27 protein-coding genes and 1 pseudogene are annotated in these 26,068 nt (G+C 69.5%); 12 read left to right on the forward strand and 16 right to left on the reverse strand.

All coding sequences use genetic code 11. The features are described from left to right. Positions 1-56 precede the first annotated feature (56 nt). Positions 57-740 carry a GNAT family N-acetyltransferase gene (locus AC07VC_RS10285; protein WP_494676420.1) on the forward strand — a complete coding sequence of 228 codons (684 nt, stop codon included), beginning with the start codon at positions 57-59 and terminating at the stop codon, positions 738-740. Here AC07VC_RS10285 and AC07VC_RS10290 read toward each other — a convergent pair. After that, positions 737-1,234: a YflT domain-containing protein gene (locus tag AC07VC_RS10290; protein WP_317229234.1), complete on the reverse strand. Its 498-nt coding sequence runs from the start codon at positions 1,232-1,234 to the stop codon at positions 737-739. The genes AC07VC_RS10285 and AC07VC_RS10290 overlap by 4 nt on opposite strands. 86 nt (positions 1,235-1,320) lie before the next feature. Here AC07VC_RS10290 and AC07VC_RS10295 point away from each other — a divergent pair, with 86 nt between their 5' ends. From AC07VC_RS10295 to AC07VC_RS10325, 7 genes are all read left to right on the forward strand, one after another. Beyond that, positions 1,321-1,833, forward strand: a complete 513-nt coding sequence (locus AC07VC_RS10295) for a MarR family winged helix-turn-helix transcriptional regulator (protein WP_494676419.1) — start codon at positions 1,321-1,323, stop codon at positions 1,831-1,833. 135 nt (positions 1,834-1,968) lie between these two features. Then, entirely contained in the window at positions 1,969-3,987 is a 2,019-nt protein-coding gene (locus AC07VC_RS10300) for an aldo/keto reductase (RefSeq protein ID WP_094117036.1), read from the forward strand. Continuing rightward, entirely contained in the window at positions 3,966-5,012 is a 1,047-nt protein-coding gene (locus AC07VC_RS10305; RefSeq protein ID WP_494676418.1) for a LacI family DNA-binding transcriptional regulator, read from the forward strand. The genes AC07VC_RS10300 and AC07VC_RS10305 overlap by 22 nt, the downstream gene beginning before the upstream one ends. Before the next feature lie 40 nt (positions 5,013-5,052). Next, positions 5,053-5,403, forward strand: a complete 351-nt coding sequence (locus tag AC07VC_RS10310; protein ID WP_104290015.1) for a GntR family transcriptional regulator — start codon at positions 5,053-5,055, stop codon at positions 5,401-5,403. Beyond that, on the forward strand, positions 5,400-6,359 hold the full coding sequence (locus AC07VC_RS10315) for a DUF1648 domain-containing protein (protein ID WP_494676417.1): 960 nt from the start codon (positions 5,400-5,402) through the stop codon (positions 6,357-6,359). Before AC07VC_RS10310 ends, AC07VC_RS10315 begins: the two co-directional genes overlap by 4 nt. Positions 6,360-6,409: 50 nt before the next feature. After that, positions 6,410-6,562, forward strand: coding sequence for a hypothetical protein (locus AC07VC_RS10320; RefSeq protein ID WP_494676416.1), 153 nt, complete (start codon positions 6,410-6,412; stop codon positions 6,560-6,562). Positions 6,563-6,741: 179 nt separating this feature from the next. Continuing rightward, the gene (locus AC07VC_RS10325) at positions 6,742-8,943 is read left to right on the forward strand and encodes a sialate O-acetylesterase (protein ID WP_494676415.1); all 2,202 of its coding nucleotides are present in this window, start codon (positions 6,742-6,744) and stop codon (positions 8,941-8,943) included. Between the two features lie 215 nt (positions 8,944-9,158). On the opposite strand, the gene AC07VC_RS10330 is transcribed toward AC07VC_RS10325, so the two are convergent. The 3 genes from AC07VC_RS10330 to AC07VC_RS10340 all read right to left on the reverse strand — a co-directional run bounded on the left by AC07VC_RS10330 (position 9,159) and on the right by AC07VC_RS10340 (position 11,159). After that, the gene (locus AC07VC_RS10330) at positions 9,159-10,076 is read right to left on the reverse strand and encodes a MerR family transcriptional regulator (protein WP_494676414.1); all 918 of its coding nucleotides are present in this window, start codon (positions 10,074-10,076) and stop codon (positions 9,159-9,161) included. Between the two features lie 104 nt (positions 10,077-10,180). Further along, the gene (locus tag AC07VC_RS10335) at positions 10,181-10,465 is read right to left on the reverse strand and encodes a hypothetical protein (protein WP_494676413.1); all 285 of its coding nucleotides are present in this window, start codon (positions 10,463-10,465) and stop codon (positions 10,181-10,183) included. 178 nt (positions 10,466-10,643) lie between these two features. Continuing rightward, complete coding sequence (locus AC07VC_RS10340) at positions 10,644-11,159, reverse strand: hypothetical protein (protein ID WP_104289309.1); 516 nt, start codon at positions 11,157-11,159, stop codon at positions 10,644-10,646. A gap of 565 nt (positions 11,160-11,724) precedes the next feature. On the opposite strand from AC07VC_RS10340, the gene AC07VC_RS10345 reads away from it, so the two are divergent. Both AC07VC_RS10345 and AC07VC_RS10350 read left to right on the forward strand, forming a co-directional pair. Next, on the forward strand, positions 11,725-12,309 hold the full coding sequence (locus AC07VC_RS10345; protein WP_494676412.1) for a recombinase family protein: 585 nt from the start codon (positions 11,725-11,727) through the stop codon (positions 12,307-12,309). A 450-nt stretch (positions 12,310-12,759) separates the two neighbouring features. Then, complete coding sequence (locus AC07VC_RS10350) at positions 12,760-13,608, forward strand: hypothetical protein (protein WP_494676411.1); 849 nt, start codon at positions 12,760-12,762, stop codon at positions 13,606-13,608. 243 nt (positions 13,609-13,851) lie between these two features. On the opposite strand, the gene AC07VC_RS10355 is transcribed toward AC07VC_RS10350, so the two are convergent. The 8 genes and pseudogenes from AC07VC_RS10355 to AC07VC_RS10390 form a co-directional block, all read right to left on the reverse strand. Next, entirely contained in the window at positions 13,852-14,070 is a 219-nt protein-coding gene (locus AC07VC_RS10355; RefSeq protein WP_494676410.1) for a hypothetical protein, read from the reverse strand. A 259-nt stretch (positions 14,071-14,329) separates the two neighbouring features. Beyond that, the gene (locus AC07VC_RS10360) at positions 14,330-15,592 is read right to left on the reverse strand and encodes a hypothetical protein (RefSeq protein ID WP_494676409.1); all 1,263 of its coding nucleotides are present in this window, start codon (positions 15,590-15,592) and stop codon (positions 14,330-14,332) included. Positions 15,593-15,869: 277 nt separating this feature from the next. Beyond that, entirely contained in the window at positions 15,870-16,097 is a 228-nt protein-coding gene (locus tag AC07VC_RS10365) for a hypothetical protein (RefSeq protein ID WP_494676408.1), read from the reverse strand. A gap of 149 nt (positions 16,098-16,246) precedes the next feature. Further along, complete coding sequence (locus tag AC07VC_RS10370) at positions 16,247-16,798, reverse strand: GNAT family N-acetyltransferase (RefSeq protein WP_494676407.1); 552 nt, start codon at positions 16,796-16,798, stop codon at positions 16,247-16,249. 140 nt (positions 16,799-16,938) lie between these two features. Beyond that, positions 16,939-17,163, reverse strand: coding sequence for a hypothetical protein (locus AC07VC_RS10375; protein WP_494676406.1), 225 nt, complete (start codon positions 17,161-17,163; stop codon positions 16,939-16,941). 179 nt (positions 17,164-17,342) lie between these two features. Beyond that, entirely contained in the window at positions 17,343-18,128 is a 786-nt protein-coding gene (locus tag AC07VC_RS10380; RefSeq protein ID WP_494676405.1) for a CPBP family intramembrane glutamic endopeptidase, read from the reverse strand. 118 nt (positions 18,129-18,246) lie between these two features. Continuing rightward, a pseudogene (locus AC07VC_RS10385) lies at positions 18,247-18,636 on the reverse strand (putative immunity protein); the annotation flags it as partial. A gap of 238 nt (positions 18,637-18,874) precedes the next feature. Next, on the reverse strand, positions 18,875-19,630 hold the full coding sequence (locus AC07VC_RS10390) for a MerR family transcriptional regulator (protein WP_494676404.1): 756 nt from the start codon (positions 19,628-19,630) through the stop codon (positions 18,875-18,877). Between the two features lie 406 nt (positions 19,631-20,036). On the opposite strand from AC07VC_RS10390, the gene AC07VC_RS10395 reads away from it, so the two are divergent. Then, positions 20,037-20,948 (forward strand): MerR family transcriptional regulator, encoded by a 912-nt coding sequence (locus AC07VC_RS10395; protein ID WP_494676403.1) that lies wholly within the window; start codon positions 20,037-20,039, stop codon positions 20,946-20,948. 179 nt (positions 20,949-21,127) lie between these two features. Here AC07VC_RS10395 and AC07VC_RS10400 read toward each other — a convergent pair whose 3' ends face one another. Genes AC07VC_RS10400 through AC07VC_RS10410 form a run of 3 tightly spaced genes read right to left on the reverse strand, consistent with a single transcriptional unit; the run spans position 21,128 to position 23,903 of the window. Further along, positions 21,128-21,805: a response regulator transcription factor gene (locus AC07VC_RS10400; protein WP_494676402.1), complete on the reverse strand. Its 678-nt coding sequence runs from the start codon at positions 21,803-21,805 to the stop codon at positions 21,128-21,130. A gap of 26 nt (positions 21,806-21,831) precedes the next feature. Further along, positions 21,832-23,196, reverse strand: a complete 1,365-nt coding sequence (locus AC07VC_RS10405) for a sensor histidine kinase (protein ID WP_494676401.1) — start codon at positions 23,194-23,196, stop codon at positions 21,832-21,834. Positions 23,197-23,231: 35 nt separating this feature from the next. Continuing rightward, the gene (locus AC07VC_RS10410; RefSeq protein WP_494676400.1) at positions 23,232-23,903 is read right to left on the reverse strand and encodes a DedA family protein; all 672 of its coding nucleotides are present in this window, start codon (positions 23,901-23,903) and stop codon (positions 23,232-23,234) included. Positions 23,904-24,141: 238 nt separating this feature from the next. Between AC07VC_RS10410 and AC07VC_RS10415 the strand changes: the two genes are divergently transcribed. Further along, entirely contained in the window at positions 24,142-25,428 is a 1,287-nt protein-coding gene (locus AC07VC_RS10415) for a serine hydrolase domain-containing protein (RefSeq protein ID WP_494676399.1), read from the forward strand. Positions 25,429-25,792: 364 nt separating this feature from the next. On the opposite strand, the gene AC07VC_RS10420 is transcribed toward AC07VC_RS10415, so the two are convergent. Beyond that, a partial coding sequence (locus tag AC07VC_RS10420; protein WP_494724461.1) for a hypothetical protein occupies positions 25,793-26,068 on the reverse strand: 276 nt, incomplete at its 5' end.

Genomic DNA, 26,068 nt, shown 5'->3' on the forward strand with positions numbered 1-26,068 from the left:
TCGCCGTCGCCACCGCCTCCCGTGCCGACGCGACCGCCGCGTGGCAGGCTCGGGGGATGCCGCAGGAGCCCGTCGTCGTCCCCGCCCACGATGCGCGCGTCGACGCGCTGCGGGCCGAGGGGTGGGTGGTCGCCGCTCGCTCCTTCGGCGCGGTCCTCCACGCCGACGACGCGGATCCGGTGCGGCTTCGGTCGGCGGTGGAGCGGGTCGCGGGCATCGTGTCCGTGCGGGAGCTCGGGCCGGACGACCAGGCGGCCATGCTCGCCCTCGACGCGGCCACGCTCGACGACTACCCGGGCGGGCCCGCCACGCGCCACGTTCCGCTGACGGCCGGCACCGCGCGGGTGCCCTCGGCCGCGCGGCGGGCGTTCGGGGCGATCGACGCGGACGCGAACCTGGTGGCGCTCACCGTCGTCGACGTCGATGCGGACGGTCGACGCGCGGAGGTCGACTTCACGGTCGTGCACCCGGCGCACCGGTCGCGGGGCCTCGCCACCGCGGTGAAGGCCGCCTCCGTGCGGGCGCTCCTCGCGGACGGGGTCGCGACGATCCGCACGGGAGGGTCGAGCGGGAACGCGGGCATCCTCGCCGCCGGGACGGCGATCGGCTTCCGCGTGGACGAGGAGTGGGTGACCCTGGACGCACCGGAGCCCCGGGACCAGGGGTCCCGGGGCTCCGGACGATCGGGTCGCGAGGCCGGCCCGGCGGACCAGGCCGACCGAGCCCTCCGCGAGGGCTAGGACGCGGCGGGCGCCGGCGTCTCGAACAGGATGCGCGACGCCTCGGCGGCCCGCGTGCTGTCGACCAGCACGTCGTAGCGGCCGGCGGTCAGCGTCTGGATGGACGCGAAGTCGCGCTTGCCGCGCGTGGCGTAGTGGCCGACGAAGCCGAACAGCGCCCCCCAGAGCGCGCCGATGCCGACCGCGACGAGGAGGACGCCGAGCCAGGCGACGCCCGGCGTGAAGATGCCGAAGAGCAGGCCGATCATGAGGCCGAACCACGCCCCGCCCGCGGCCCCGCGCACCGCGGCGCTGCCGTTGGTGACCCGGCCCGTGACGGTCTCGACCGTGCGCACGTCGTGGCCGACGATCTGGGTCGACGCGACGGGGAACTCCCGGTCGGAGAGCGTGTCGACGGCGGCCTGCGCGTCGGCGTACTCGGTGTAGCTCGCGATCACCTCGCGGGGCGTGGCCGGGACGGCGTTCGCTCGGGGATCGGTGCTCGGGGTCGACATGGGGTGTTCCTCTCGGGTCGTGCGGTGGACGATATGGTTTGAGGATACCAACGGACAGGTCGCACGGAGGGGACGGGGATCATACGGTGAGCGAGCTCCCAGGCAAGGGCGCCGAGGAGGCGCCGGACGACGCTGCGCGGACAGGCGCGGCGCTCGAGCGGGCGGTCCTCGCGATCACGCGGTGGGCCTCGCGTCCGGACGTGCGCCGCCGCATGCTCGCCGACGAGGGCGGGGCCTTCTCCGCGACCGACACCTGGCTGCTCGGCCACCTCATGGAGTGCGGGGCGACGCGCATGCGCGTGCTCGCGGACTGGCAGGGCGTCGACAAGTCGACGATGACCGCGCACGTCCAGCGGCTCGAGGCGCGGGGCCTCGTGGTGCGGGAGGCCGACCCCGGCGACCGCCGTGCGGTCCTCGTGCGCGCCACTCCCGATGCGCGACGGGCGCTCGACCGCAACTCGGCGACGGCGCGCGCGCTCCTCGGGGAGCTCGTGGGGGAGTGGGCGGCACCCGAGCGCACCGAGCTGACGCGTCTGCTGGACCGGCTGGTCGTGGAGATCGAGGCGGAGGCCGCCGCGCGCGAGGCCCGAGGCGGGTGACGCGGCGCGGGCTGGCTGGCCCGGATCACGTGAACGTTCACGCGGAGAGGCGTCGGGTGCTCTTGACCCGCCCGGAGCGGACCCCGTAGCGTCGTCGTGAACGTTCACGCCGACGATGCCGCGAAGGGCTCCACCATGACCGACCCCACCACGACCACCCCGACCGCACCCGGCTGGGCGGTCCTCGGCCCGGGCGGCATCGCCCGCCGCTTCCTCTCCCAGCTGCCCGCGAGCGAGCGCGGCGCGCGGCTCGTCGCCGCCGGCAGCTCGAGCGCCGAGCGCGCCCGCGCCTTCGCCGCGGAGGCCGCCGACCACGGCTTCGCCGACGTCACGGGCGCGGGCTACGACGAGGTCCTCGCCGACCCCGCGGTCCAGGCCGTCTACATCTCCACCGTGCACACGGGCCACGCGGACCTCGTCGTCCGCGCGCTCGAGGCCGGCAAGGCCGTCCTGTGCGAGAAGCCCCTCGCCGTCAACCACGGCACCGCGATGGCGCTCGTCGACGCGGCCCGCGACGCCGGCCTCCCGCTCGTGGAGGCCTTCATGTACCGCTTCCACCCGCAGACCGCGGCGCTCCTCGAGCTCCTCCGCGACGGCGTCATCGGCGACGTCGCCCACGTCGACGCGTCCTTCTCCTTCCGCACCGGATCCCGCACCGGGCGCCTCTACGACCCGGCCACCGCGGGCGGCGGGATCCTCGACGTCGGCGGCTACACCGTCACGGGCGTCGCCGCCGTCGTGCAGGCCGCGACCGGCGTCGCCGTCGCCGAGCCGCTGACCCTGGAGGTCGACGGGACCGTCGGCCCGACCGGCGTCGACGAGTGGTCGGTCGCCCGCGCGACCTACCGCGGCGGCATCACCGCGACGCTCCGCACGGGCGTCGCCCTGCACGAGCCGGAGGTGCTCACCGTCCACGGCTCGCGCGGCCGCATCCACCTGAGCGACCCGTGGACGCTGCGCGACGAGCCGACCATCGAGATCACCGTCGTCGGCGAGGAGCCGCGCACGCTGGCCTTCCCGGGCGCGAAGCCGTACGCGATCGAGGCGGACGCCACCACCGACGCGCTCGCGGCCGGCCTCGGCGAGGCCGCGCAGATGACGCTCGAGGAGACCCTCGCCACGGCCCGCACCCTCGACCGCTGGCGCGCCGCGCTCGAGCTGCGCTACCCGTTCGAGGCCGAGGACGCCGACATCCCCACCGTCTCCGGGCGCCCGCTGCGCGTCCGCGACGACAGCCCCATGCTCTACGGCGAGATCCCGGGCGTGGGCAAGCGCATGTCGCGGCTCGTCATGGGCGTCGACAACCAGCCCGACCTCGCGCACGCGTCCGCGATCTTCGACCACTTCGTCGAGCAGGGCGGCAACGCGTTCGACACGGGCTACATCTACGGCCACGGCCTGCTCGAGGGGCGCCTCGGCCGGTGGATCGCCAACCGCGGCATCCGCGAGGACGTGGTCGTCATCACCAAGGGCGCGCACACCCCGCACTGCGACCCCGAGTCGATCACCCGGCAGCTCCTGGAGAGCCTCGAGCGCCAGGGCACCGACTACGCGGACATCTACCTCATGCACCGCGACAACCCGGACGTGCCGGTGGGGGAGTTCGTCGACGTGATGGACGAGCACCAGCGCGCGGGCCGCATCCGCTCCTACGGCGTCTCCAACTGGACCCCGGAGCGCTTCGACGAGGCGCAGGCCTACGCGAAGGCGAACGGGCGCGCCGGGTTCCAGGCGCTGAGCGACCACTTCGGCCTCGCCGAGGCGTACGACGTGCCGTGGGCCGGCTGCGTGCACGTCACGGATCCCGCCTCCAAGGCGTGGCTCGAGGAGCGCCAGGTGCCGCTGCTCCCGTGGTCGTCGCAGGCGCGCGGCTTCTTCACGGGCCGCGCCCGCCCGGACGACCTGAGCGACCCGGAGCTCGTGCGCTGCTACTACGGCGACGAGAACTTCGAGCGCCTGCGCCGCGCCGAGCAGCTGGGCGCCGAGCACGGCGTGCAGGCGACCGCGATCGCGCTGGCCTACGTGCTCGCGCAGCCGTTCCCCACCTTCCCGCTGTTCGGCCCGCGCACCATCTCGGAGGTCCGCTCCTCGATGCGCGGCCTGTCGGTCGAGCTCACCCCGGAGCAGGTGGCGTGGCTGGACCTGCGCGGCTGACCGGAGGCGACGACGGAGGTCGGGGCCCGGCCGGTCGCGAGGCGGCCGGCCGGGCCACGATCCACGACGTCGCGGCCGCGGCGGGGGTCTCCCGCCAGACCGTGACCCGCGCGATGAACGGCATGCCGGGCATCAGCGAGGAGACCAAGCGGCGCGTGCTGGCGGCGGCCGACGCGCTCGCGTACCGGCCGTCGCGCTTCGGCCGCGGGCTCGTCACCGGTGGGGACCACCAGCTGGGCCTCGTCGTCGACGACCTGCGGAACCCGTGGTCACCGGAGCTCGCGGCCGCGGTGGTGCGCATCGCCGCGGCCCGCGGCTGGAACGTGTCGCTCGCCGACGTCGGACTCGCGGCCGACTCCGACCGCATGGTCGAGGCGCTCGGCGCGCAGACGGACGCCGTGATCGGCATGCTCGGGTCGCGCGCCGCCGAGTGGATCGGGCGGCTCGGCTCCGTGCCCGTGGTGGAGCTCGACCCGCGCGGCGACCCCCTGCGGGCCGCCGTGCAGCTGGATCCGACCGACGCCGTCGACGCGCTCGCCGACCACCTGCACGCGGCCGGGGTGCGTCACCCGGTCGTGCTGGACGCGGCCGTCGCCGCCGGACCCAGCGCGCGGGCGTCGCTGCTCGTGCGCGCGTTCTCGGCGCGGTCGATGGACGTGTCCGTGGTCCAGGCCTCCGCCCCCACCGCGGAGGCGGCCGCCGTGGCGACGGAGCGCATCGTCGCGCGCCCCCGGACCGCCGACGCCATCGTCGCCTTCAACGACGTGTGCGCCCTCGGGGTGCTCTCCGCCTGCCGTCGCGCCGGCGTGGACGTGCCGGGCGACGTGCGCGTGGTCGGCATCGACGGCCTCTCCCTCGGGCGCCTGCTGGCGCCGACCCTCACGACGCTCGCGGTCGACCTCGACGAGCTCGCCCGCCACGCGCTCGACCTCGCGGTGGCGATGATCGCGGGGGAGCTGCCGCGCTCCGGCCCCGAGGTGGTGCGCCGCGTGCGGCACCAGCTGGTGGTGCGCGAGTCCGCCTAGTGCCTGGCGCCCGACAGTATTGTTCGCATAGAATGCAAACATGTTGATCACGGTGGACCCCGCGGCGAAGGCCTCCCTCGCCGACCAGGTGGCCGGGCAGATCCGGCACGCCATCGCCCGCGGCGAGCTCGCGAGCGGCGAGCGGCTGCCGTCGGCGCGCGACCTCGCGGCCGCCGTCGACGTCAACATGCACACGGTCCTCCGGGCGTACGCCCGCCTCCAGGACGACGGGCTCATCGAGCTGCGGCGCGGCCGCGGCGCGACCGTCCTCCGCTCGGGCAACGCCTCGTTCGACCGCCTCCGCGCCCTCGTCGAGGAGCTCCGGGACCAGGCGGAGACCCTCGGGGTGCCGCTCGACGACCTCATGACCATGATCAAGGGAGCACGATGACCACCGCATCCCCCCTCACGACCGCGACGCGGGTGGCGGTCGTCGCCCCCGCCGCGGTGCTCGTCCTCGCGCTCGGGGCCGCGGCCGCCGTGCTCGCGCCGGTGCTGCCGGCGCGCATCGCCATCCACTTCCGGGCCGATGGGCGGGCCGACGGCTGGGGATCGCCATGGGTGCTCCTCGGGATCGCGCTCGCCCTCGGGGTGCTCGGCGTGGCGCTCGCGGTCGCCGCGCTGCGCGCCCGGGATCGTCGGACGGCGGGCACGTGGCTGCTCGTCGCGAACCTCCTGGCGGGCAGCCTCGCGACCGCCTGGGTCGTCCTCGCGCTGTCCGCGACCGTGGGCGACGGCACCTTCCCCATGTGGTGGAGCGTCGTGCTGCTCGCCGTGGGCGGGGCGGCGGGGGCGATCCCCCTCGTCGCCCTCGTGCGCGTCGCCGGCCCCGTCCCCGCGCACGACGTGGAACCGCTCGACGTGACTGCGACGGCCCGGGTGTCCTGGCGCGGATCCGTCGGCAGCGGCTGGTTCGCGGGCATCGGCGCGGTGATCCTCGTCGCGGGCGTCGCGGCCGGCGTCGCCGCCTCCGCGGTCGACGCGGGCACCGCCGCGCTCGCCGGCATCCCGCTCGTCGCGGCCGGCCTCGGCATGCTGGCGATGGCGCGCGTGGAGGTCACGGCCGACCGCCGCGGCCTCCGCGTGACGTCCACGTGGACGCGGCTGCCGATCATGCGCGTGCCCCTCGACCGCATGGAGTCCGCGGGCTGGGAGGACGTGTCGCCCGGCCAGTGGGGCGGCTGGGGCCTCCGGTTCTCCGGCCGCGGGCTCGCGTACGTGACGCGCTCCGGGCCCGGGCTCGTGGTCCGGCTCCGCGGCGGGCGGGCACGGCTCGTCACCGTGGCGGACGCGGATCGCGGGGCGTCCGTCCTCGAGGCGCTGCTCCGCGCACGACACGCGGCCTGACGCCGCGCCGCCCGCGGCGCCCGGGGCTCTGGTCTCGGTGCCGTGGCGCGGTGACCGACACGCTCGGCGATCTGCCGTCCGCGGATCCGCAACGCATCTGGCAGGCCTCCTGGGACGTCATCGCCACGCGCGACATCGCGCTGCTCGAGATCCTCCGGGCCGCGCTCCGGGCTCCTCTGTGCGTGATGATCGGCATCAGCTGAGCTCCAGCAGCGATTCGCCGACAGCTCGCGACGCGCGCCTCGCAAGCCTTATGTTGCACGACGTCTCGGCGCGGTGGTGGCTATAGGGCGTGCCCGTATGGGGGGAAGCGCGTGTTTCCCCGCTCGTGTAAATATGACCTGCCACGTTGCACGCTCGTGGCGTACCCGAGGAGACCATGGTGCCCCGAGACGCCCGCACACCCCGCCTGCTCGATCGTCTCCGAGGGGTTGGCAAGGTCCTCACTGGGATCGGGCTCGTCCTTAGCCTCGGCTTCGCCGGGCTCAGCGCTGCACCGGCGGAAGCGGTCACAGCGAGGACTCCATCCATGCAGGCCGCTGGGACTTTCACGTCTGCGCCCGTGCCGACCATTACCGGCAAGGCCACCATCGGTAGCCGGCTGCAGGCGACGACGCCTAGGTGGACACCCGCGACTAGCCCAGCGACTCCTCGTTACGCCTGGTACTCCGGGGGAGTCCTGCTCGCCGGCAAGACCGCGGCCTGGTACGTGGTGCAGGAATCGGACGCTGGCAAGACCATCACTGTCGAAGCGACGGGTGCCCGGCCTGGGCTGGCTGCGCTCAGCAAGAAGAGCGTTCCGACGGCCACCGTTCCAGTCAAGCCCTTCGTGAGGACACCCATCCCGACCGTGACGGGCACGTTGAAGGTCGGTTCCACTCTCATCGCGAAGCCGGGAACGTGGAGCCCGGTTGCGACTTACAGCTACCAGTGGTCGCGGAACGGCAGTCCCATCCCGGGAGGCACGGCCGCGACGTATCGGATCGTCGAGGCGGATGCCGGCACGAAGATCGCAGTCACCGTCGCCGGCGTGAAGGTCGGGTACAAGCCCACCAGCGTGAGCAGTGCCGCTCGCCTGGTGCCTGGCGCGCCCGTCGTTCCCGTGCCCGTGCCCACGCCCACGCCCACGGTGAAGCCGGTACCGAGCCCGACACCGCCGGTGGTGGTGGTCAAGGACTTCGTATCCAAGCCCAAGCCGACCATCCCGGAGACGGCTGCGGCTGGTACGACGGTGAAAGCCGACGTGTCCGGCTGGGAGCCGGAACCGGAGGGCTACGCGTACATGTGGTCCGTCAACGACGTAAAGGTCGCCGGCGAGATCACCTCGAGCTACGTGCTCCGCGACGCTGACGTCGGCAAGCGGGTCAACGTCACCGTGACCGCAACGAAAGCCGGCTACAACGCCGGGCACAGCACGAGCGCTGCGCTGAAGGTGCTCGCACGACCGGTCGCTTCCGGGCCGCAGAAGTTCGTGAGCGCGCCCAAACCGGACGTGGTCGGTGATATGAGTGCGCGCTCGACGGTGACAGCGGTGGTGCCTGCCTGGAACCCTGTCGCCACGAACTACACCTACCAGTGGTACATCGACGACGTGAGAGTCATTGGCGAGACCGCGTCGAGCTACGTGCTCCGTGACGCTGACGTCGGCAAGCGTCTCAACGTCACCGCCACGGGGACGAAGACCGGTTACCAGGACGCGAGCACGAGCGTCACCCGTAGGGCGACCATGTCGCCGGGGTACGACGTGGTGGTCATCATGGGCCAGTCCAACGCGCAGGGTGCGGGCATCGGCTACAAGAAGGAGGTCGACGTGAGCGTGCCCGGGCTCTTCCAGCTCGCCGGAAGTGGACCCGACAAGGGCAAGATCATCGAGGCATCCGACAGCCTCCGCCACGTCGACACGTGGATGACGAACAACGAGCCGAGGGTGGGCCCTGGCATGGAGTTCGGGCGGCAGCTCATCGCCGCTAACCCGGGTCGCAAGGTGCTCCTCGTCCCGGCGGCGAAGGGATCCACCGCCATGCTCGAGGCGATCTACGACCCGAAGAAACCTCAGACACAGATCTGGAACCCCACGCCAGATGGCGCGGCGGAATCGAAGCTCGAGAACCTGTATACGCGAGCGCAGTCGCAGGTCGACGCCGCCCTCGACATGACGCAGGGGAGCAAGGTCGTGGCCGTCATCTGGGCCCAGGGCGAGACCGACACCGGCATCATCACCGACCGCGGGCAGAGTCAGCAGTCCGCCGCCATGCAGCAGTATCAGGACCGGCTGTTGGAGCTCATAGACGGCATGGACGAGCGCTACCCCGGAGTTCCGTTCCTCATGGGCGGGATGGTGCCGGAGTGGGTAGCTGCCCAAGACAGGACCTTCGCGGCGAAGCAGGCTATGGACCAGTTCCAGCGGGGTGTCCCCAGCGTGAGGAGCAACGTCTCCTTCGTTGAGGGGGTTCCTGACCAGCACGTCATGGCGGATCCAGCCACAGGTCAGGAGGAGGAGTCGCTCCACTATGACGCCGACGGGGCACGTGAGATGGGAAAGCGCTACTACATGGAGTACGTAAAAGCAGCGAAGAAGAGCTAGGAGCGTGAGGGCGCAAGAAGCTTGCGCCCGATGTTGCTGACTCGCGATTCGGCCGTTCCTCATCCCATAGGTTGCGATGCGTCTCGTGGGCCTACGTAGGAGTGCGCACCGTCGGACTAGGTCGCAGCGCCCGTGTCATGGGTCAGAGCTACGGCGAGTCGGGCCGTCTCCACGTTCGCGTGACTACGGCTCCCGTCGACGGGATCCGCTGCGCCCTACTGAGAGGCGTGCGCCCGCGATCCGTCCGCGGCAAGGTCGTAGACGTCCTCCGCGGTGACGGACGGGTCGAACATCGATGTCGATGATGCCCGCCGGCGGGCAGCGTCGTCCACGCCTTGGGCATGGCCTGCGGCGATGCGGTGGGCGAAGGCGATGGTGCCGAGGTAGGAGAGCGCGGTGTCATCCAGGCCGGGGTCTTCCGTCGGCGTCGCGTCGGGAAGGGAGTGCACCAGCTCCTGCCGTACCGGCAGCGTCCCGGACGTGATCCGCACGGACGCATCGATGTGCGGAGCCGCGGCCTCGGCCACGCGACGGAGCGCATCCGGTGTCATAGGGTCCAGCACGCGGTGCGCCAGGCGCATCCGTGGCACCTTGCCCGACACCGACGTCGTCCACGATTCGGCGATCAGCTCGATGCCCTCAGTGTGGAGAGTCTCAACGAGGATGCGATCCAGATTCGGGAGATCGACTGACAGGGCGGTGAAGGTCTCCTCGAGGTCTTCCGGGTCTGGGGAGACGCCGAAGGGGATCTCGCACGCGATCCAGTGCGCGGCATCGGCGTCACGGATGTCGGCGACGAGGCTGCAGGGGTCGGCTGTCGCGACCCGTTCTGCGAGGTCGAGGTAGAAGTCCTCCATGGCTCTGCGCATGGCCAACCGCCCGCGATGGTCGTCGAACTGGAAGCGGCTGTCGGGATTGAGGTCCTCGAGCGGGATCCTCGCGCGGCGGAGCAGGTCCAGGGTGACGCCGTCGACGAGCTGGTCGGCGGCGTAGGACCGGTAGCCGTTGATCGGATCGACGGCGGACGGGATGAGTACCGCGCGCTCGGCGTACAAGCGCAGCGCCTTGTCGGAGAGGCCGGTGAGGGATCGGAATCGACCGGCGGAGAAGTTCAGGGGGCGTGGAGCGGACATGTCCTCACTGTGGACCTCGCCCCTGGGGCGAAGTCAAACGCCGCGACGGGCGTAGGCCGGCGTGAGTGTTGGGGCGTCTTACGTCCCATGGCTTGCGAGACGTCTCAGGGGGGGTGAATGGGAGGGGCCGATCTGTAGCTGAAGGTGTGGAGGCCGATGAGGGCGACCAGGGTCTCCAGCTGCGCCGGCTGGATGACGCCGTGGAGGGGGAAGTCCCGGTGCAGCAGCTCCACGGTCCCGGCCTGGTGATCCCGCTCGACGAGCACATCCTGCACGGCCATAAGCTCCGTAAGCGTCGCGTCATCGTCGACCGTGGCGGTGACGGTCGTGTGCGATGACGACGCGGAGAACGTCTGCGCCTGCAGGGTGTCGGTCTCGATGTCGGTCACGGTAGGGAGTGCGCGGAGGGCGTCAGTCATGCGGGCCCCTTGCGCCGATCAGTCGCCCGGCCAGCACGCGGTCATCGTGGCGAGCACGAGGACCGAGGCCAGGAGCGCGATCGCGGGATGGTGCAGGCCCCGATCCTAGGGACACCTGCCCGCCGCGAGTCCTCCGGTCCGTACGGGGTCAGGGCATCACCTGCCATGCGGGGTCGTCGGTGATGTCGAGGACGCGGAACCGACCGATGTTGCCGAGCGTGGAGGTGAGGCTCGCCACGAGCCGGCGGCCCCGTCGTCGGTAGCGACGCTCGAGGGTGATCTCGTGCCCGCCGCGGAGGGTGAGGCGGGCTCGCCAGGTGAACGCGAGGGCATCGATGCGGCTGATGAGGCCGAGCCGGCGGGCGGTACGGGCTACATGGCGCGCGGCACGGCGACGCATCCTGGTCCGCTCGCGGCCGGGCGCCCCGACCAGCCAGACGAGGGCGATGCCGAACGGCACGGTGAGGGTGTACCCGGCGGGGGAGTCGTCCACGAGGACGCTGTAGAGGCCGAGCCCGGCGATCGCGGAGAAGACCACAGCGGCGACGGCCACCATGCCGGTCGTCACCGGCGTCCAGGCGGGGCGGTCGGCCGCGTGCAGCAGCTCGAAGATGCGCGTCGGGAGGAAGCCGCTGGAACGTTCATCCTGGATGGTGACGATCACGCGGTCACGCTACAACCCCGGGCATCACATGGGGCTAGAAGCCGTGTGCACCGTTTCGAGCCGGACGGCCGTTCGCGGTGCTCGGGCAGTAGCGTCAGCGTTGTCCGCATCACCTACGAGCAGCCCGAGATTTCCCGCCACACGGCCGACGCATCCGTCGGCGGCGTCCGAGTCGATGGGATGCTGGAGCGGGGCTTGCGAGCATCAACATCGGTGAGTCGATCACCATTGCCGGTACCGTCTTGTCGGCGGCTGCAGGGGAGACCCCGGTCATCATGCCGGGGCGCGACGCACTCGCGCCACCCGTGCGTTGAGGGCATCTGGAGTTTCGCCGCTCACTAGCGAGCACGGCTGGCCAGGTCAGGTAGTCCGTAGTCGTTTGGGGCACGCGTCTTGAAAGCTTTGATGAACACGCGTAGTCAAGCACCTACTTGAGGTACATGATTACGCGACACTCGCCAACTAGGAAGTACCAGCGTCTCGATCCCGGCCGATGAGACGTCTCGCAACCCGATGGTTGTGAGACAGGTTGGTCGTCGTGGGGAAGCTCATCGGGTAGGCGCGGGTGTCGACGCGTCAGCAGGACTCGGACAGACAGACCACCGACCTCCTCGCGGCCGGCATCCGGCGCGATGACCTCTACGTCGATCACGGCGCCTCCGGAGCTCGCGCCTCACTGCCCGCGTTCGACGAGGCACTGCGTGCGTTGCACGATGGCGACACTCTCGTCATCACGACCCTGGACCGGTTGGGGCGCTCGACGCAGAACACGCTCGCCCTCGCCGAGGACCTGCGGGGGAGGGGTGCGTCGCTTCGGGTGCTGAACCTCGGCGGGGGAGACGTCGACACTGCTACCCCGATGGGGTCGATGGTCTTCACCGTCATGGCGGCGCTCGCGCAGATGGAGCTCGAGATCAAGCGGGAGCGGATCACCGACTCGGTGTCGAAGCGGCGGGCTGCGGGCAAGGACCTGGGCGGCAGGCGCCAGGCCTTCACCGACAGCCAGGTCGAGAACGCGGCCCGACTGATCGATGCCGGAGAGCCGGCCGCCCAGGTCGCGCGCGACGTGGGCATGTCGAGGGCGACGCTATACCGCCGACTTCGGGACATTCAGAGAGCCGAGGCGGCGGCCGCGCTCACCAGCGGATAGGGCGCGGAGGGTGTCTCGCCTAGCCCCCCTTCACCGGACTCTTCACCGGACGGGTCTGTTGAGACAGACGTCTTCTGCGGGGGCCGGGAATGAGGAAGAGCCCACTGCCGCGGTGGGGGCACCGGGTGATGGGCTCTTCGCGTGTGGTCTTCTTCGGGTTGACGCACACGGTGTCGCTTGGGCTACCTGCTCGCCATGAGGGGGGTCAAGCGAGCGGTCGGCTGTACGAGGGCCCGGGAAGGCACCGCACATTCATTAGTGTACACACGGTGTCCTCCACATGGAGGACACCGGTACCGGCACTGGAGCGCATCGTTGGGTGCAGAGATGAACAACCGTTCTGGTGCCCTTAACGCCAACGCGGTGCTCATGGGTGCGGCAGGCGACGGTCCAAGTTGCTGAGGCCAGCGACGGTATGATTTCAAGAAGGAAATGTGGCTTATGCGCGAAATGGCGGCGGGACTCGGTATTGTTCGGCTGGTCGTGATGCTGGCTGTGGTTGCTGTCCTCGTGTGGCTTGCACTTACGGTTGCAGCAATTGCTCTTGGTATTTGGATGATATACCACATTGCTGTCACGGAGCGGGCGACCATAAAACCCCCTGTGGCCACCGCTGCAGGCTCTCAAGCCAGACAACAGGCGACGGGACTCGCGGAGCCGACAAACGGCGTGGCTCTCATAGCAGCGGCGCTCGCGCTAGCGGGTGCTACCCCGTTCCTCCTGGGTCACGTCTCTTGGTACGCGGTCGGCGCCTGCGTAGCTTCTGGGATTGCAGCGCTTGTGGTACTCCGCGGCCGGGCGCCATACTCAGATATAACCGGATATGCAATGCTTGGAACGCTCGGACTTAGTCTCGTCCTAGCTCTGATAACGCTGATTAACCTGCTCATGAATGCACCAGTTACTCTTTATGGTGAAAACTGGGGTGAAAATCAGGGGCAGTATACAACGATCGCTGAATATCAAGCCGAGCTGCCCTGCCAGAGTGCCCCTGTGTCACCCGCGAGTGCCGGGCAGGGAATCTACACCGTAGACCTGTCCGGCTTTGTTGCAACTTCAAGCTGCATAGTCGTGGACGGTGATGACGCCCGCGCGGCCGTTTTCGTTCAAGCTCCAAGCGCGGATGAGTTGGAGTCGATTTTTGGGTCGGGAATAATAACAGTTGGCAGAATGGATGACGGCGAAGTAAACGTAAACCGCGACGGCGCAATCGCCGTAATTACTGCTGACGAGGCGTCCACTGAATTAGCCGGAGACACTGGAACCACCTGGATTAGTCTTGACGAAGAGCGCCAATAATATACAAGTCACCTAGCGATGATAAAAGGGGCGCTAGGAATGGCAGGCCGAACTATCAACTGCCTCTCCCCGTGCTCGATCGCACGGCGCGCATCCCCCCCGATACGACTGGGGATACGACGGACCCCTACTGGTCTGGGCGGGGACAGAGTTCGTCTTCGAAGAGTGAGGCTGCGTCTGCTTGCTTATGCGAGGGAGCACTCAGGCTGTCGCGTGTTCGGGTAGCCATCCCCGCCCGGACGACTATCCGCGCTGATCGGTGCGCGGCCTACCAGCGGGCCGGTTCTCGCCCTCAACGTCGCGCGGCTTGGCGCGACGAATAGTCACTGTGGCCACGATGCCAACGACAACCACGAAGACGATGCCCACCGTGATTGCGGTCGAAGGCCCGGCTGTCACCCACAGCAGAGCGATGAGCGCGGCGGCCGCAAGTGCTAGGCCAATGGTCTTGAGCGCCTCCATGTGGCACCTCCTCTGAAAGCGACCCTAGCTACCGGACTTCCGGCGCAAGTAGCTACCGGTCCGGTCAGGGAGCCCCTATCGAGACTCCGGCATGAAGCGGCTCAATAGCCCCGCCAGCGAGTTGCGCTCTTGCGTGCCGAGGGCCTTCAGGAGCGCTTCCTCGGTGGCGAGGCGGCCGGAAAGGACCCGGTCGACGAGCTCCTCCGATCGCCCTGCCGGGCTCCCGAGCCACGTTGCTTATTCAAATGAAGGGGAGCGGCTACGCCGACGGATCAAACCCTTGAACCGCTGCATCCCTAACTATAGATAGCCCGCCGGTGTACCCCGGATGGGACACCAGTCGCGTGCGCATTGTTGTGCTATACGTGAGCGTAGTGCGCCGAAAGGCGTTCATGGCGGTTTCAAACGTGAGATCGCACAGCAAAATCCCGACATAATTTTGTCGCGACCCGTTCGATACCAAGACGCTTCGAGCCGCGACTTCCAGCCGATCTAGTGACTCGCCTAAATGGAAACCCCCTATGACAAGGAGGTTGTGATCGCCACGAAGTTGCTTAGAAGCCTTCTTCATCGTTTCTAGGATGCATAGTTCACTAGCTTGCGCGGTCAGTGGCACGTCTGGGCTACGAAGTTGCAATGGAGTCTTCACTTCAACATCAAGCGTCTCGATCAGGCTCGGCCTAAGCCACATGTCAGGCACTTTGCCGCCCTCGGTCTCGAGATGGAGTCCGACTCCGTTGTTCGCGTCGACCAAGTAGCTGGCTACCAGCAGGAGAACTAGGGAATGTAGCGGCTCTGTCTCATGTGAAAGTGTCTGTACGATTGCGGCCCAGGCCGGGTGATTGCGCCATCGATGCAACATCGCCGTCAGGCCAATTAACTCCGACAACATGTCGCCGTCTAAAACCGCGTTGGCGATTCGGGACGGTCTCTCCAGGGCCCAGGCTGTTTCGTGGGCAAACAAAATCAATTCGATCACCCTCTGTCGATTCTTCGGAGGGGACGTGGACTGCCGACCGCGTAAATCGGCTACTTGTAATTTCTGGTAACGCTGACCCAACAGTTGGATTAACTCGCGAGCAAGTCGCTGGAGGGTCGCGGCATTTAAATCACTTGGCTCCCAGACGGGAGTGGGGCTGAACACTCCGGGCACCTTACGGCCCGTCTCTTGCGCGTATCCGACGAGTGCCGTAATTCCAACCATCGCAACTGGATTGCCAGTAACGTCGAGCTCTCCGTCGAGTCGATATCGACCAGGTCTGAGCAGGACGGGAGTGCCCGGGACCGGTTCTCCCGCTTGGCGAATTGACGTTCGAAGCTCCCGATGGCACAACGGACATACAATTCCGATGTCCAGGAATTGACGAGAATACATGCCGACCGCGACCGCCTCACCGCACACGCACAGCCAGGTCTCGCCTTCGGGGGAGTTTCCACGAACAAATGGGAGCGAAGCGGGAACAAGCAGCACATCCATGCCGTCGCCGACTGTGGCCTCAGCGAGCGTGACGGTTTTAGGCATGAAAGGACTTTACGCGGTCTCGACGGCAAGGGCCGGACTCATGACTAGCGCCGTTCCTCGTGACCGACCACCCACCGTTCGCGGCGACGGTCCGCGCCCTGCCTGCGGGGCTCGTGCTGCTGCTGATCCGTCGTCGTCTGCCGCCCGGGGCGAGCCGGTGACGCATTTAAGGCAATCGCTTCCTGACCGCGTGTCGTGCAGAAGAACGCTTGGGGGACCTTCTGCGGTGACCGGGTAGGGATCCCTGCCCGAACGGCGCGAGGGTGCTCTTGCTCTCTCAGGAGGAGTCGCGTGGGTTGTCCCGCTTAGGCTTCCGCAGCAGGCTCACCACTCCAAAGATCGCAATGGCCGAGAACCACACTGCCCTGAACCAGTTCCCCGCAGGCTCCGGATTCATCAGCACCTGAATCACGCTCACCACCGCAACTATCGAGATCACCACCGTGAGGACGATCATCAAGCGGTGGATGCGCCGGCGTACGGCGGGGGACACCTCGGGCTCCATGACACGAACCTAACGGCCGACGCCCTGGCCTCGTACGTGCCCCAGCGGGCAAGCTTGTGAGCTGCCACTGGTGTCCGACAAGCGATCCCCTATCGGACGCCTGGGTCACTTCGTCGTCGTTGGACGCGCCGGCGGAATCCCGGCGTTTTTCACCAGGGGGTGCCGCGGAGGTCGATGGCTCCCGCGGGCCAGCCTGAGACGGCTTGGGTGACGGGGAGAATCAGGATCGGGTCGCCGGCCGTCACGACGACGGACCCGTCCGTTCGTGAGCGGGAGCGCTCGGTGGCCGTCACTCGTTGCCACCCGCTGGAGGCGTAGAACGGAACGACCTCCGGCCGGCAGCCCAGGTACCCGTACTGGATGCCGGCCAGCGAGCGCATCGTGCGTGCGAGCTGACTCAGCAGGCGTCCGCCTAGACCTTCTCCTCGGACATCCTCGCTGACGAGTACGCCTCCCGTCCCGCCCACGGCGACGTTCTGCTCTCCCGCGGCTATGACGCGTCGTTGGAATCCCGCGTGCGCGACCAGCTCGGATCCGTGGGTGACGAGCAGGTGCATGCCCGCGGGGGAGTAGCCGTAGGGCGCATCAGGGGTCCACGTCCCATAGTCGGCGAGGTACTCGCGGTCGAAGAGCGCCTGGAGCTGCTCGAGGTGGGTGTGGCTCAGCTCGTCATGCCGTACGACTTCGATGCGCTCGTCCATGATCCGAACCTAGAGCGCAGGCCGCTGACTGGCGGCCGTCCGGGCCGCCCAGGCTGGCCGTCCGGACGGCGATGGCCACCCGGACGGCCGCAGGATAAGCACAAGCTCTCGTCCCGCAGGACGAGGCTAGATGAGACCGACTACTTGAGCTTTCGGGCACCCACGAGGCCGAGGATGCCGAGCGCCACCATGGGCACAGCCATGACGAGTATCGCCACGCCCACTGCCGCGACGGGGCTGCCGCTCTCCTGCTCCATTGAGAGCACGAGAAGTCCCACGACAATCTCCGCGAAAGCGGTGACAAGCGCGCAGACGCTCAGGGCCAAGATCACGCTGCGACGACGAAGTTGCTCCTGCAAGGCCAAACCCAGAGTCGGCCCTAGCGCCACGAAGCACCCCGCTGGAGTGCGTCCGCTTGGGGATAAGCAACCGAGACGGCGAAGGCGGCATCAGGCCGTATTCCATCCGTACATCAGAGCAAGGCAGCAGCTACAGCCCAGCCGTTGCTGATGATGTGGATGAGGATGATGGCGGTGAGGTTCCGCTATCGCCACCACATCACACCCATGAAAATTCCGAACGATCCTTGGACGACGATGACGCGGGCGACGTCGAGTACCGGCGCTCCGGACCCGTGTGAGCCGAGGTGCATGAGTGCGAACGCGAGGGAGGCGACGACGATGCCCGGCCAGGCGCCGAGGGCGGCCTCTAGTCGCGTCTGCAGCCAGCGGCGGTAGAAGAGCTCTTCGCCCACACCGGCGCTGATGGCCGTCGCTATCGCCGCCATGAGAATGAGAGACGGATCGCCCACCGCCGGGTCGAATACCGGGTTCCATGGGGCGACCTGGGACAAGAGCGTCCACACCAGCACCACCACCGCCGGTGCCCACCACCGCGAAGCGTCCTTTCGCCACGTGATGCTCACGCTCTTCCGGACAGCAATAAGCAGGATCGCCGGCACGATCATGAACAGAGCCAGCTTGCCCAGGACGTAGGACTCGCCGACGAGGGGAACCGCGACCGTCAGAACCGGAAAGAGGACCGCCAGCACGACAAGACCGATGGTCGTCATGAGGAAGGGCCGCCGGGAGTCGATGGCCACTGGCCGGCGGGGCGAGGGATGAGGAAGCAGCAGAGTGAGGGCAATTCCCACTGCCACCGGCATCAGCGTTACCCAATAGGCAACCGGCTGGGCTGCGGTGTCACTGGAGATCCGCGTACCCGACGGCGAGGCGATGAGGAGACCCGCGAAGCTGGCGACCCACAGCGCGGCTCCCGCAGCAACGATCCATGAGATCCCATTGCGGCTGATGCTCCCTGGAGTGCGCATGGATCGACTGTAGGAGGTCCCGGATTCGGGCCGTAGGTGCTCGTCTCGTCCCCGCCGGTCAGAGCGCCCCCAATGGGCTCAGATCGGTGTCCGGGGAGGGATCCCCTGCTGGAACGAACTAGAGGCCCTTGGGGAATCCGATGGGTCGCAGGGTCGGGTCGAGGGAATCCCACTGTCGTTGCCGCTCGCTCTCGAGATCGCTGGCACCCGACCCGTGCAGCGCGATCGCCTTCGCGGCATAGGTCGCGGCGTGCGGGGAATGGTCGAACATGTGGGCGACCGCGGCCGCCTGGCCGGCAGCACGCGCAGAGGCGGTCGCCCCGTCGGCACCGATGTGAGTCGCCGCGCGCGCGGCCGCGTGGGCTGCGAATGCCGCAGAGCGGCACTCCGACATAGGGACCTCGCCGCGCTCCCACGACCGCAGGATCTCGAGTGCGCGCCGGGGGCGGGCATCGGTCGGGTCCCGCTCCTCGAACGCGGGGAGCGCGCGCTCGGCGCAGTCCGCCGCCCACCGCGCGAGGGCTCAGTGGGTCTCGGGCTCCGGATTGGCCCACTTCTGCTTCGGTACGTCAGTCACGAACCCATCGAAGCAGCTGGCGGCGTGCAGGACATCAGGCCAGGGTCGGTTGCGCGGGCCGAGGACGCGCGTACGTAGAGCCAGCGCGTGTCGAGACGGCGTCTCAGGTTGCCCGGGGCAACCCAGAAGGGGAAGGACAGCACGCGCATGCTGCCCTTCCCCAGTGTTGCTAGGACAGGCGGGTCGCGGCGTAGTGGGCGTACGCGTCACGGAGGAACACCGGCAGGGCCGGCGTCACATTCGAGAGGACGGCCGCTGACTCCGGCTGGCTCGCCAACTGCTCACCCACCTGCGTGAACGCTGCCGCGTCCGGAGTCCACATGGCCGTCATCGCGTGATGCATCTCGGCGACGACTGCCTGTGTGCGGGGATCGTCGGCGTCTGCTCCCTGGTCCACGAGCGTGCCCATCTGCCGGAGCCGTGCTTCGTGTGCGTCCTGCGCCGTGTGGGCGTCCTCGGCCGACATGCCGTTGACGGCGGTGCGCGATGCATCCGCCTGCTCAGCCCAGTGGTGCTGGGCGTCCGCCTCGATGGCGGTGGTGTCGAATCCCTCGAACAGGTTTCGTGCGCCCTCTGCGGTCATGATTTCTTCCTCCTTGGTTGCGAAGGAGTGAAGGGCGTAGTCGACGGAGCCGACCAGCTCGGCCAGGCGCTGTTGCTCCTTCAGCAGCATCTCGCGCTGCTGTAGGAGTGCCGTCTGCGGGTCGAGCTCTCCGGCGAGGATCCGCGCGATCTGCTCGAGCGGCACATCCAACTGCCGGTAGACGAGCACGCGTTGCAGGCGCAGGACCTCGTCACCGCCGTACTCGCGCATCCCCGATACCGTTGTGCCGGCCGGCGCCACGAGACCGATCTCGTCGTAGAACCGTAGCGTCCGGACCGTCAGGCCCGTCACCTTGGCCAGCTCCGAGATGGTCATCCGCATGAGCGCCCTCCACTCCGACCGCCTGGACCATCCAAGCAGTCGCTCACGACGCTATGAAGTGCCGTAACGGCAGCCGCAACACCCCCATGTCTGGTCCGGTCCGGTGCAGGTGGCGCGACGCGGGCTAGTAGGGCTGCGGCTACACGTGCACGCGGCACCGCTGCTGCAAGGTCGGCGTGCTCAGCGGCCGTGGCCACGTCCGAGGAAGGATCCCCAACCGGACAAGTCAAGCCGGTCCTCAACCGGCTCATCGTCGCGGCCTGCTGTCATGAGTTGGTTCACCAGCCACGTCGGTGCCCGAGGCCGCGAATGCCGGCCGCGGTTCTGATCCTGCGGGTTGACCTCGCCCCAGGGGCGACGTCCATGCTCGAATTACGACGATCGGTGACGAACGAGGGAGGGCACGATGGACGAGATGATCAGCGCCGGCGAGTTCGAGGTGCTCACCGGCCTCACACCGAAGGCACTGCGCTTGTACGCGGAGCGGGGGATCCTGTCGCCGACACGGGTGGATTCCGTCACCGCGTACCGCGCCTACGATCGCGCCCAGGTGCGGCACGGCGTCTCCCTCGACCTGCTGCGGCGAGCCCGGGTGCCCGTGGCGGAGCTGGCCGGAGCCGAGGAATTCGATTTCGACGCCCGGCGACAGACGGTCGCGATGGAGCGCCTCATGGAGGACTTCCACCTCGACGTGGCGGAGAGGATCGCCGCGTTCGATCCCGATGACCTCGTCGCCCACCACGACCTGGTGCCGCCGCTCGCCTGGATCGGCGTCGTGATCGACCTCGGCGTGCCCAGCGACCTCGACGGTCGAGTCGAGGCGTTCAGCGGGCTCGCGGTCGACGTGCCGGCCATCGACCACGCTCTCGCCGAAGCGCTAGCCGACGTCGGCGCGCCTCCCTCGGACATGGTCTGGACCGCGGTGCCAGACGCCACCCGGAGCGGCAGCGGGCGGATGCTCATCGCCCGGCCTGCACCGACGCGGCTGCACCCGCGTACCTGCGACGCGGTGCGAGATCGCGTCAGGTCGCGTACGGGCCGGGAGGTGAACGCGACGGCCGGCACCTTGCCGCGGCGCCTCGAGATCACGTTCAGCAGCGCACGCCTAGGCGACCTCGGCCCTGTCGACGAAGCGGCCCTCGGATACCTGCATCTGCTGGCCTTCGAGCACCACCGCCAGCAGCACAGCCTCACCGCGATCCAGGGCGCCCCGCGTCAGGTCGTCCGCGGCGGCTCCATGCTCGACGGCATGGCGCCCGTCAGCGTCTTCGACGCCCTCCCGCCGGTACGGCTGCAGCCGTCCGTCACGCCCGCGTGAGGTGCCCGGCGACCAGAGCGGCATGCGTGCCATCGGGAAGATGCCCTAGGAGTCCTCACCGGCCCACCGGCGGTGCATCGGGCTGGCCGAGGAGATGGCCGCACACCAGCCGCCTGAGCGGCGGACGAGGACCGACGTCCGGGCTCCCGTCTTCGCGAGCCCGACGATGAGTCGAACGGTCAGGAGGACTGGTCGAGCCACGCGAGTACGGCGAGGACGCGCCGGTGGGTGGTGCCGGTGTCCTCGAGGCCGAGCTTGGCGAAGATCGACGTGGTGTGCTTCTCGACCGTGGCGACGGAGAGGAACAGGGACGCGGCGATCGCGCGGTTGGTGCGTCCTTCCGCCATGAGGGTGAGGATGTCGACCTCGCGTGCGGTGAGGGAGGCCAGCGGGTCGTGTCGGCGGGCTATGAGGTCGCGGACGATGGCCTCGTCGATCACGGTGCCGCCCGTGATGATGCGCTCGACGGCGTCGCGGAGCTCGTCGAGCGAGGCGATGCGGTCCTTGACCAGGTAGCCGACCCCGTGCGCGCCGGTGCCGAGGAGGTCGGCCGCGTACTCGGGTTCCGCGTACTGGCTGAGCAGGAGCACCCCGACGTGCGGGTGCGTCCGCTTGATGGCGGTGCCGGCGCGCACGCCCTCGTCGCGGAACGTCGGCGGCATGCGGATGTCGAGCACCGCGAGGTCGGGGCGCGTCGCGTCTAGCGCGTGGATGAGCGAGTCGGCGTCGGGGTAGGTGGCCACCACGTCGTACCCGGCCTCGGCGAACAGCCGGGCGAGGCCCTCGCGGAGGAGGAGGGAGTCGTCGGCGAGGACCACACGGGTCGTCGATGGAGCGGGTTCGTCGGTGGGCGGCACGGGGTCAGCGTAGGGCGGCCTCGGGGTCACGGGCGCTCCCGGTCCGTCGCTGCCCGAAGCGGCAGGGCGATGGTGACGACGGTCGGCCCGCCGACGGGACTGGTGACCGTCATGGTCCCGCGCAGGCCGCCGATCCGCTCCCGTATGCCGGCGAGCCCGTGCCCGGCGACGGTCTCGGCGCCGCCGTGGCCGTCGTCGACGACCTCGACCGTGAGGCGGGCGGTGCGGCCGGAGCGCTCCGTCCGCACCCGGACCGAGGCGGTGGCGGCTCCGGAGTGCTTCGCGATGTTGGCGAGCAGCTCGGACACGACGTAGAAGACGCTCCTCTCCACCTCGGCGACGGCCGTGTGCTCGGCATCGATGCGCAGATCGGTCATCGTGGGCACGGCGTTGCGGGCGGCGAGGGTGCGGAGCGCCGACTCGAGGCCGCGGTCCTGCAGTAGAGGCGGAGCGAGTCCCTGGGACAGGTCGCGGAGCTCCTGCAGGGTGGCCTTGCTGAGCGCGAGGGAGCTCTCGAGCAGGGGCCGGAGCCGGGTGTCTCCGGGGTCGAGCGCGCGGAGGCTGCTGGCGAGGTCGAACTGGATGCGGAGGAGGCTCTGCTGGGGTCCGTCGTGGAGGTCGCGTTCGAGCCGGCGGAGGAGCCCATCCTCGGCGACGATGGCGGAGACGCGGGATGCCTCGGCGGTGGTGGCCTCGCGGCGGAGGACGGCGGTGCGGCTCTCGCCGAGCATCACGCGCGCGATGCCGGCGTGGGCGAGCACGAGGACGTGGATCACGATCGGCAGGGTGACCAGGAAGAGGACGCCGGCGGTGGCGTAGAAGGCGCTCTCCCCAGCGAACAGCCCGGGCAGCGTCGAGGCCGGCACGTATCCGGGGATCAGTCCCAGGACGACGGTGTGGAGCCAGAGCTCGCCGTCACCGTGGGGGAGGAGCTGTCCCCAGGCCCAGTAGGTGGGGCCGCCGACGGCGATGCCGATCCAGACGACGCCGACCGTCCAGGTGAGGGCGCCGAGGAGGAGCTGGACGAGGGCGGCGTGCAGCCAGCAGCTCCAGGTGCGCCCGTCGGCGATGGCGCTGAGCCATCGGCGCCATGCGCCTCCGTCGACGCGCCGGGCGGCCCAGTCGGGAGCCGCGACGGGCGGGAGTCCGGCGGCGGCGAGGCGGCGCAGCTCCCATCCGCCGAGGCGGCGGGCCAGGAGGAGCGTCGCGGCCAGGATCGGCACGCCGACCCAGAGGATCGCGAGCCCGACCCCCGCGGCGAGGCCGGCCCACATGAGCAGGGAGCCCACGATGGCCAGCGGGAGGAGGGGGAGGAGGTAGCCGGCTTCGCGGGGGAGCGCGCGCCACCGCCGGAGGTAGGCGGCGGCGGGGGATCGACGGGGAGCGGGCACCCCTGCATCCTCCGGCACGGGTGCGGCGGACGCGTTCATGCGCGCGCTGCTGGGGCGGTGGGCGTCGACCAGGACGATCGGCGTGCGCTGAGGCGTGCCGCGGAGACGCGGGCCCGTCGTCGGGAGAGGCCGCGGGATGCGGCGTCGAGGAGGAACCCCAGGCCCACCGCGGTGGCCATGCCGATGGCGGCGCCGAGCAGCGGCCGGTCGTGCATCCACGCCCCGGCGAGGATCCCGATGAGCACGGAGAAGCCCGCCCAGGCGAGTCCGGACACCGTCGTCAGCGGCAGGAACCGGCGGTGCGGGAACCCGGTCGAGCCGGCCACGACGTTGACCGCGACACGGCCCACGGGGATGAAGCGGGCCGTGAGGATCACCGACGCCGGCCGCTCGGCGAGCATGGACCTGCCGCGGTCCAGGACCCGGCCGATCCGAGGTCGTCGTGCCCAGCGGGAGGTGCCGAGGGGCAGGCGGCGCCCGACGAGGAACGCGATGTTGTCGCCGACGACGGAGCCGGCGGCGGCGACGAGGAGCACCGCCCAGGGGCTCGTCGCACCGGTGGCGATGCCGACGGTCGCCATCGCGACCACCGCCGTCTCACTGGGGACGGGCGGGAAGAACCCGTCCAGGACGACGAGCAGGAACAGGGCGACCAGGGCCAGCGATGAGCCGGCCCCGGACACGATCGCGTCGGTGAGGCTGTCCATGGGGTTTTCCGTCCTGACGTCTGTTGTGGGGGAGGGCGTCTGCCCTCGATGACGACGCTAGGCAGGGCCGGATCGCACGACGACGGTGTTGGCCCTCCTCCCCGGTAGGGCCAGCCCTACCCCGCCGTCCTGCTGTCCCGGTGTCGCGATCCCGCCGCCGCGGCGAGCCTGGGAGCAGACGTCGGAGAGCCGCTCCCGACGCACGAACCGGGCCTGGAGCCCGCACGAGGAGACCACCATGTCCACCCAGACGTCCACCCCCACCCCGAAGCGATCCCGATCCTCCCTCGTCGTACCCGCAGCGACCATCGCCGTCCTGCTCGGCATCGGCACCGCCTTCTCCGGATGCGCCGACGCCCAGGTACCGGCGACACCCGTCGCCGCGACCGCGCCGACCGAGCAGCAGCTCGGGGTGCTCGCGCAGTCCGCCGCCGACACCGGCGGCACGGGCGCCATCGTCCGCATCGACCGCGGAACAGGCGCCCCCATCGCCCTCGCCAGACAGGTCGAGTGGACGAAGGCCGACCACATGCTCGCGCCGACCGACCGCTTCCGGGTCGGCTCCAACACGAAGACCGTCACCGCGACCCTCGTCCTCCAGCAGGTCGCGGAGGGCACGATCGCGCTCGAGGACACGGTCGAGTCCTGGCTGCCCGGCGTCGTCCCGGGCGGCGAGGACATCACGATCGCGCAGCTCCTGAACCACACCAGCGGCCTCGCCGACTTCATCCTCACGCCCGAGTTCCTGCCCTCCCTCGCCGGGCAGGAGATCCGCGTATGGACACCCGAGGAGCTCATCGCGATCACCCCGCCGCAGGACCCCGCCCCGAGCGGCGACCCCGTCTCCTCCTACAGCAACGCGAACTACGAGGCCCTGGGCCTCGTGCTGGAGGAGGCCACCGGCATGCCGTTGGACGACCTCATCGCGACCCGCATCACGGGGCCCCTCGGCATGACGGACACGCACCTCGCGCACTCCGCCGACTGGGGAGCGAAGGAAGAGCACGCGCGCGGATACGAGCCCGCCGCAGCCCAGCTCGCCGCCATCCTCGCCCCCGTCATCGAACTCCCCGAGGGCTTCGGCTTCGCCGGCGGGGCCCGTCCCGATGACCACGTCGACACCACCGGCATCGACCCCAGCTACACCTGGGCTGCCGGAGCCATGGTCTCCACCGCCGAGGACTGGCAGACGTTCCTCACCGCCCTGAACTCCGGGCAGCTGCTTGCCGCCGCGCAGATGGACCGCATGCGCACCGTCATCCCCGACGGCGTCGGCGGTCACTACGGCCTCGGCCTGATCGAGGTGGACTCCGCCTGCGGCACCGTCTGGGGACACACGGGCGGTCTCCCCGGCTACTCCAGCGAGATCTACACCGACGCCCAAGGCGAGCGGAGCGTCGCTGTGCTGACGTCCTCCAACTTCGGCATCAAGACGGAAGGAGCCGCGGCCGCGAACCGGGACTTGGTGACCGCAGCGATCTGCGCCATGTTCGACGAGCCGGTGCCGGAGGACCCGGCTGGGTGACGTACATTGCGCGGGCGGCCCCTTATCCCTGTCCGGATAGCGGTCCCTTCGCGGTCATCCTGAGGGACCAGCTGACGTCCACGGTGCAGACGTCCGGTCGGTGCACGTGGCATGGGCGCTCTGAGGTGTGCGACCTCATTGGAGGACACCGACAGCCCAGTACGGTCGCAACGCGGGTAGTAAGAAGCGGGCGGACTACGGGCCAAGAGGTCGCGTGGTCAACGCGAGAACCCCCAGCCGGGGCTAGGGGTTCGCGGGGTGCAAGAACCCGTGAGCGACTACGAAGAAGATCGCAGAGGGCCCGCTTCAACCACTGTGAGTCACGACTTCTGTGCCACCGAGCTGCTGCACGGACTGTGTGACGTCATGCAGCGCTGTCGAGGCCCTCTGGCGAGTCGGGCGTCTCACGCCGCAGTGCGTACCGTGCCGTGCCCGCGGCGATGGCAGCGAGCACGACGGAGATGACCAGCAGAGTCACGGCGTCGATCACGGCCTCGGGCGAGAGGAGCAGGCGTGGTCCTCCGACGGTGAGGACGACGAGCATGATGATGGCGAACGTGCGCCGGGAGGAGCCGAAGAAGTAGGCCACCAGCGGTCGGGATGCGATCGTGATCGCTGGCACGGCGAGGGATCCGGCGAT

Source organism: Clavibacter sp. GW821-FHT01D01 (assembly GCF_059422605.1).

Excerpts from the sequence above, each read along its gene's own strand:
- AC07VC_RS10290 (WP_317229234.1), bottom strand. The coding sequence starts at position 1,234 with ATGTCGACCCCGAGCACCGATCCCCGAGCGAACGCCGTCCCGGCCACG.
- AC07VC_RS10330 (WP_494676414.1), bottom strand. The coding sequence starts at position 10,076 with ATGTCCGCTCCACGCCCCCTGAACTTCTCCGCCGGTCGATTCCGATCC.
- AC07VC_RS10370 (WP_494676407.1), bottom strand. The coding sequence starts at position 16,798 with ATGGACGAGCGCATCGAAGTCGTACGGCATGACGAGCTGAGCCACACC.
- AC07VC_RS10365 (WP_494676408.1), bottom strand. The coding sequence starts at position 16,097 with ATGGAGCCCGAGGTGTCCCCCGCCGTACGCCGGCGCATCCACCGCTTG.
- AC07VC_RS10350 (WP_494676411.1), top strand. The coding sequence starts at position 12,760 with ATGGCGGCGGGACTCGGTATTGTTCGGCTGGTCGTGATGCTGGCTGTG.
- AC07VC_RS10410 (WP_494676400.1), bottom strand. The coding sequence starts at position 23,903 with ATGGACAGCCTCACCGACGCGATCGTGTCCGGGGCCGGCTCATCGCTG.
- AC07VC_RS10360 (WP_494676409.1), bottom strand. The coding sequence starts at position 15,592 with ATGCCTAAAACCGTCACGCTCGCTGAGGCCACAGTCGGCGACGGCATG.
- AC07VC_RS10300 (WP_094117036.1), top strand. The coding sequence starts at position 1,969 with ATGACCGACCCCACCACGACCACCCCGACCGCACCCGGCTGGGCGGTC.
- AC07VC_RS10380 (WP_494676405.1), bottom strand. The coding sequence starts at position 18,128 with ATGCGCACTCCAGGGAGCATCAGCCGCAATGGGATCTCATGGATCGTT.
- AC07VC_RS10285 (WP_494676420.1), top strand. The coding sequence starts at position 57 with ATGCCGCAGGAGCCCGTCGTCGTCCCCGCCCACGATGCGCGCGTCGAC.
- AC07VC_RS10390 (WP_494676404.1), bottom strand. The coding sequence starts at position 19,630 with ATGCGGATGACCATCTCGGAGCTGGCCAAGGTGACGGGCCTGACGGTC.
- AC07VC_RS10395 (WP_494676403.1), top strand. The coding sequence starts at position 20,037 with ATGGACGAGATGATCAGCGCCGGCGAGTTCGAGGTGCTCACCGGCCTC.
- AC07VC_RS10310 (WP_104290015.1), top strand. The coding sequence starts at position 5,053 with ATGTTGATCACGGTGGACCCCGCGGCGAAGGCCTCCCTCGCCGACCAG.
- AC07VC_RS10415 (WP_494676399.1), top strand. The coding sequence starts at position 24,142 with ATGTCCACCCAGACGTCCACCCCCACCCCGAAGCGATCCCGATCCTCC.
- AC07VC_RS10315 (WP_494676417.1), top strand. The coding sequence starts at position 5,400 with ATGACCACCGCATCCCCCCTCACGACCGCGACGCGGGTGGCGGTCGTC.
- AC07VC_RS10355 (WP_494676410.1), bottom strand. The coding sequence starts at position 14,070 with ATGGAGGCGCTCAAGACCATTGGCCTAGCACTTGCGGCCGCCGCGCTC.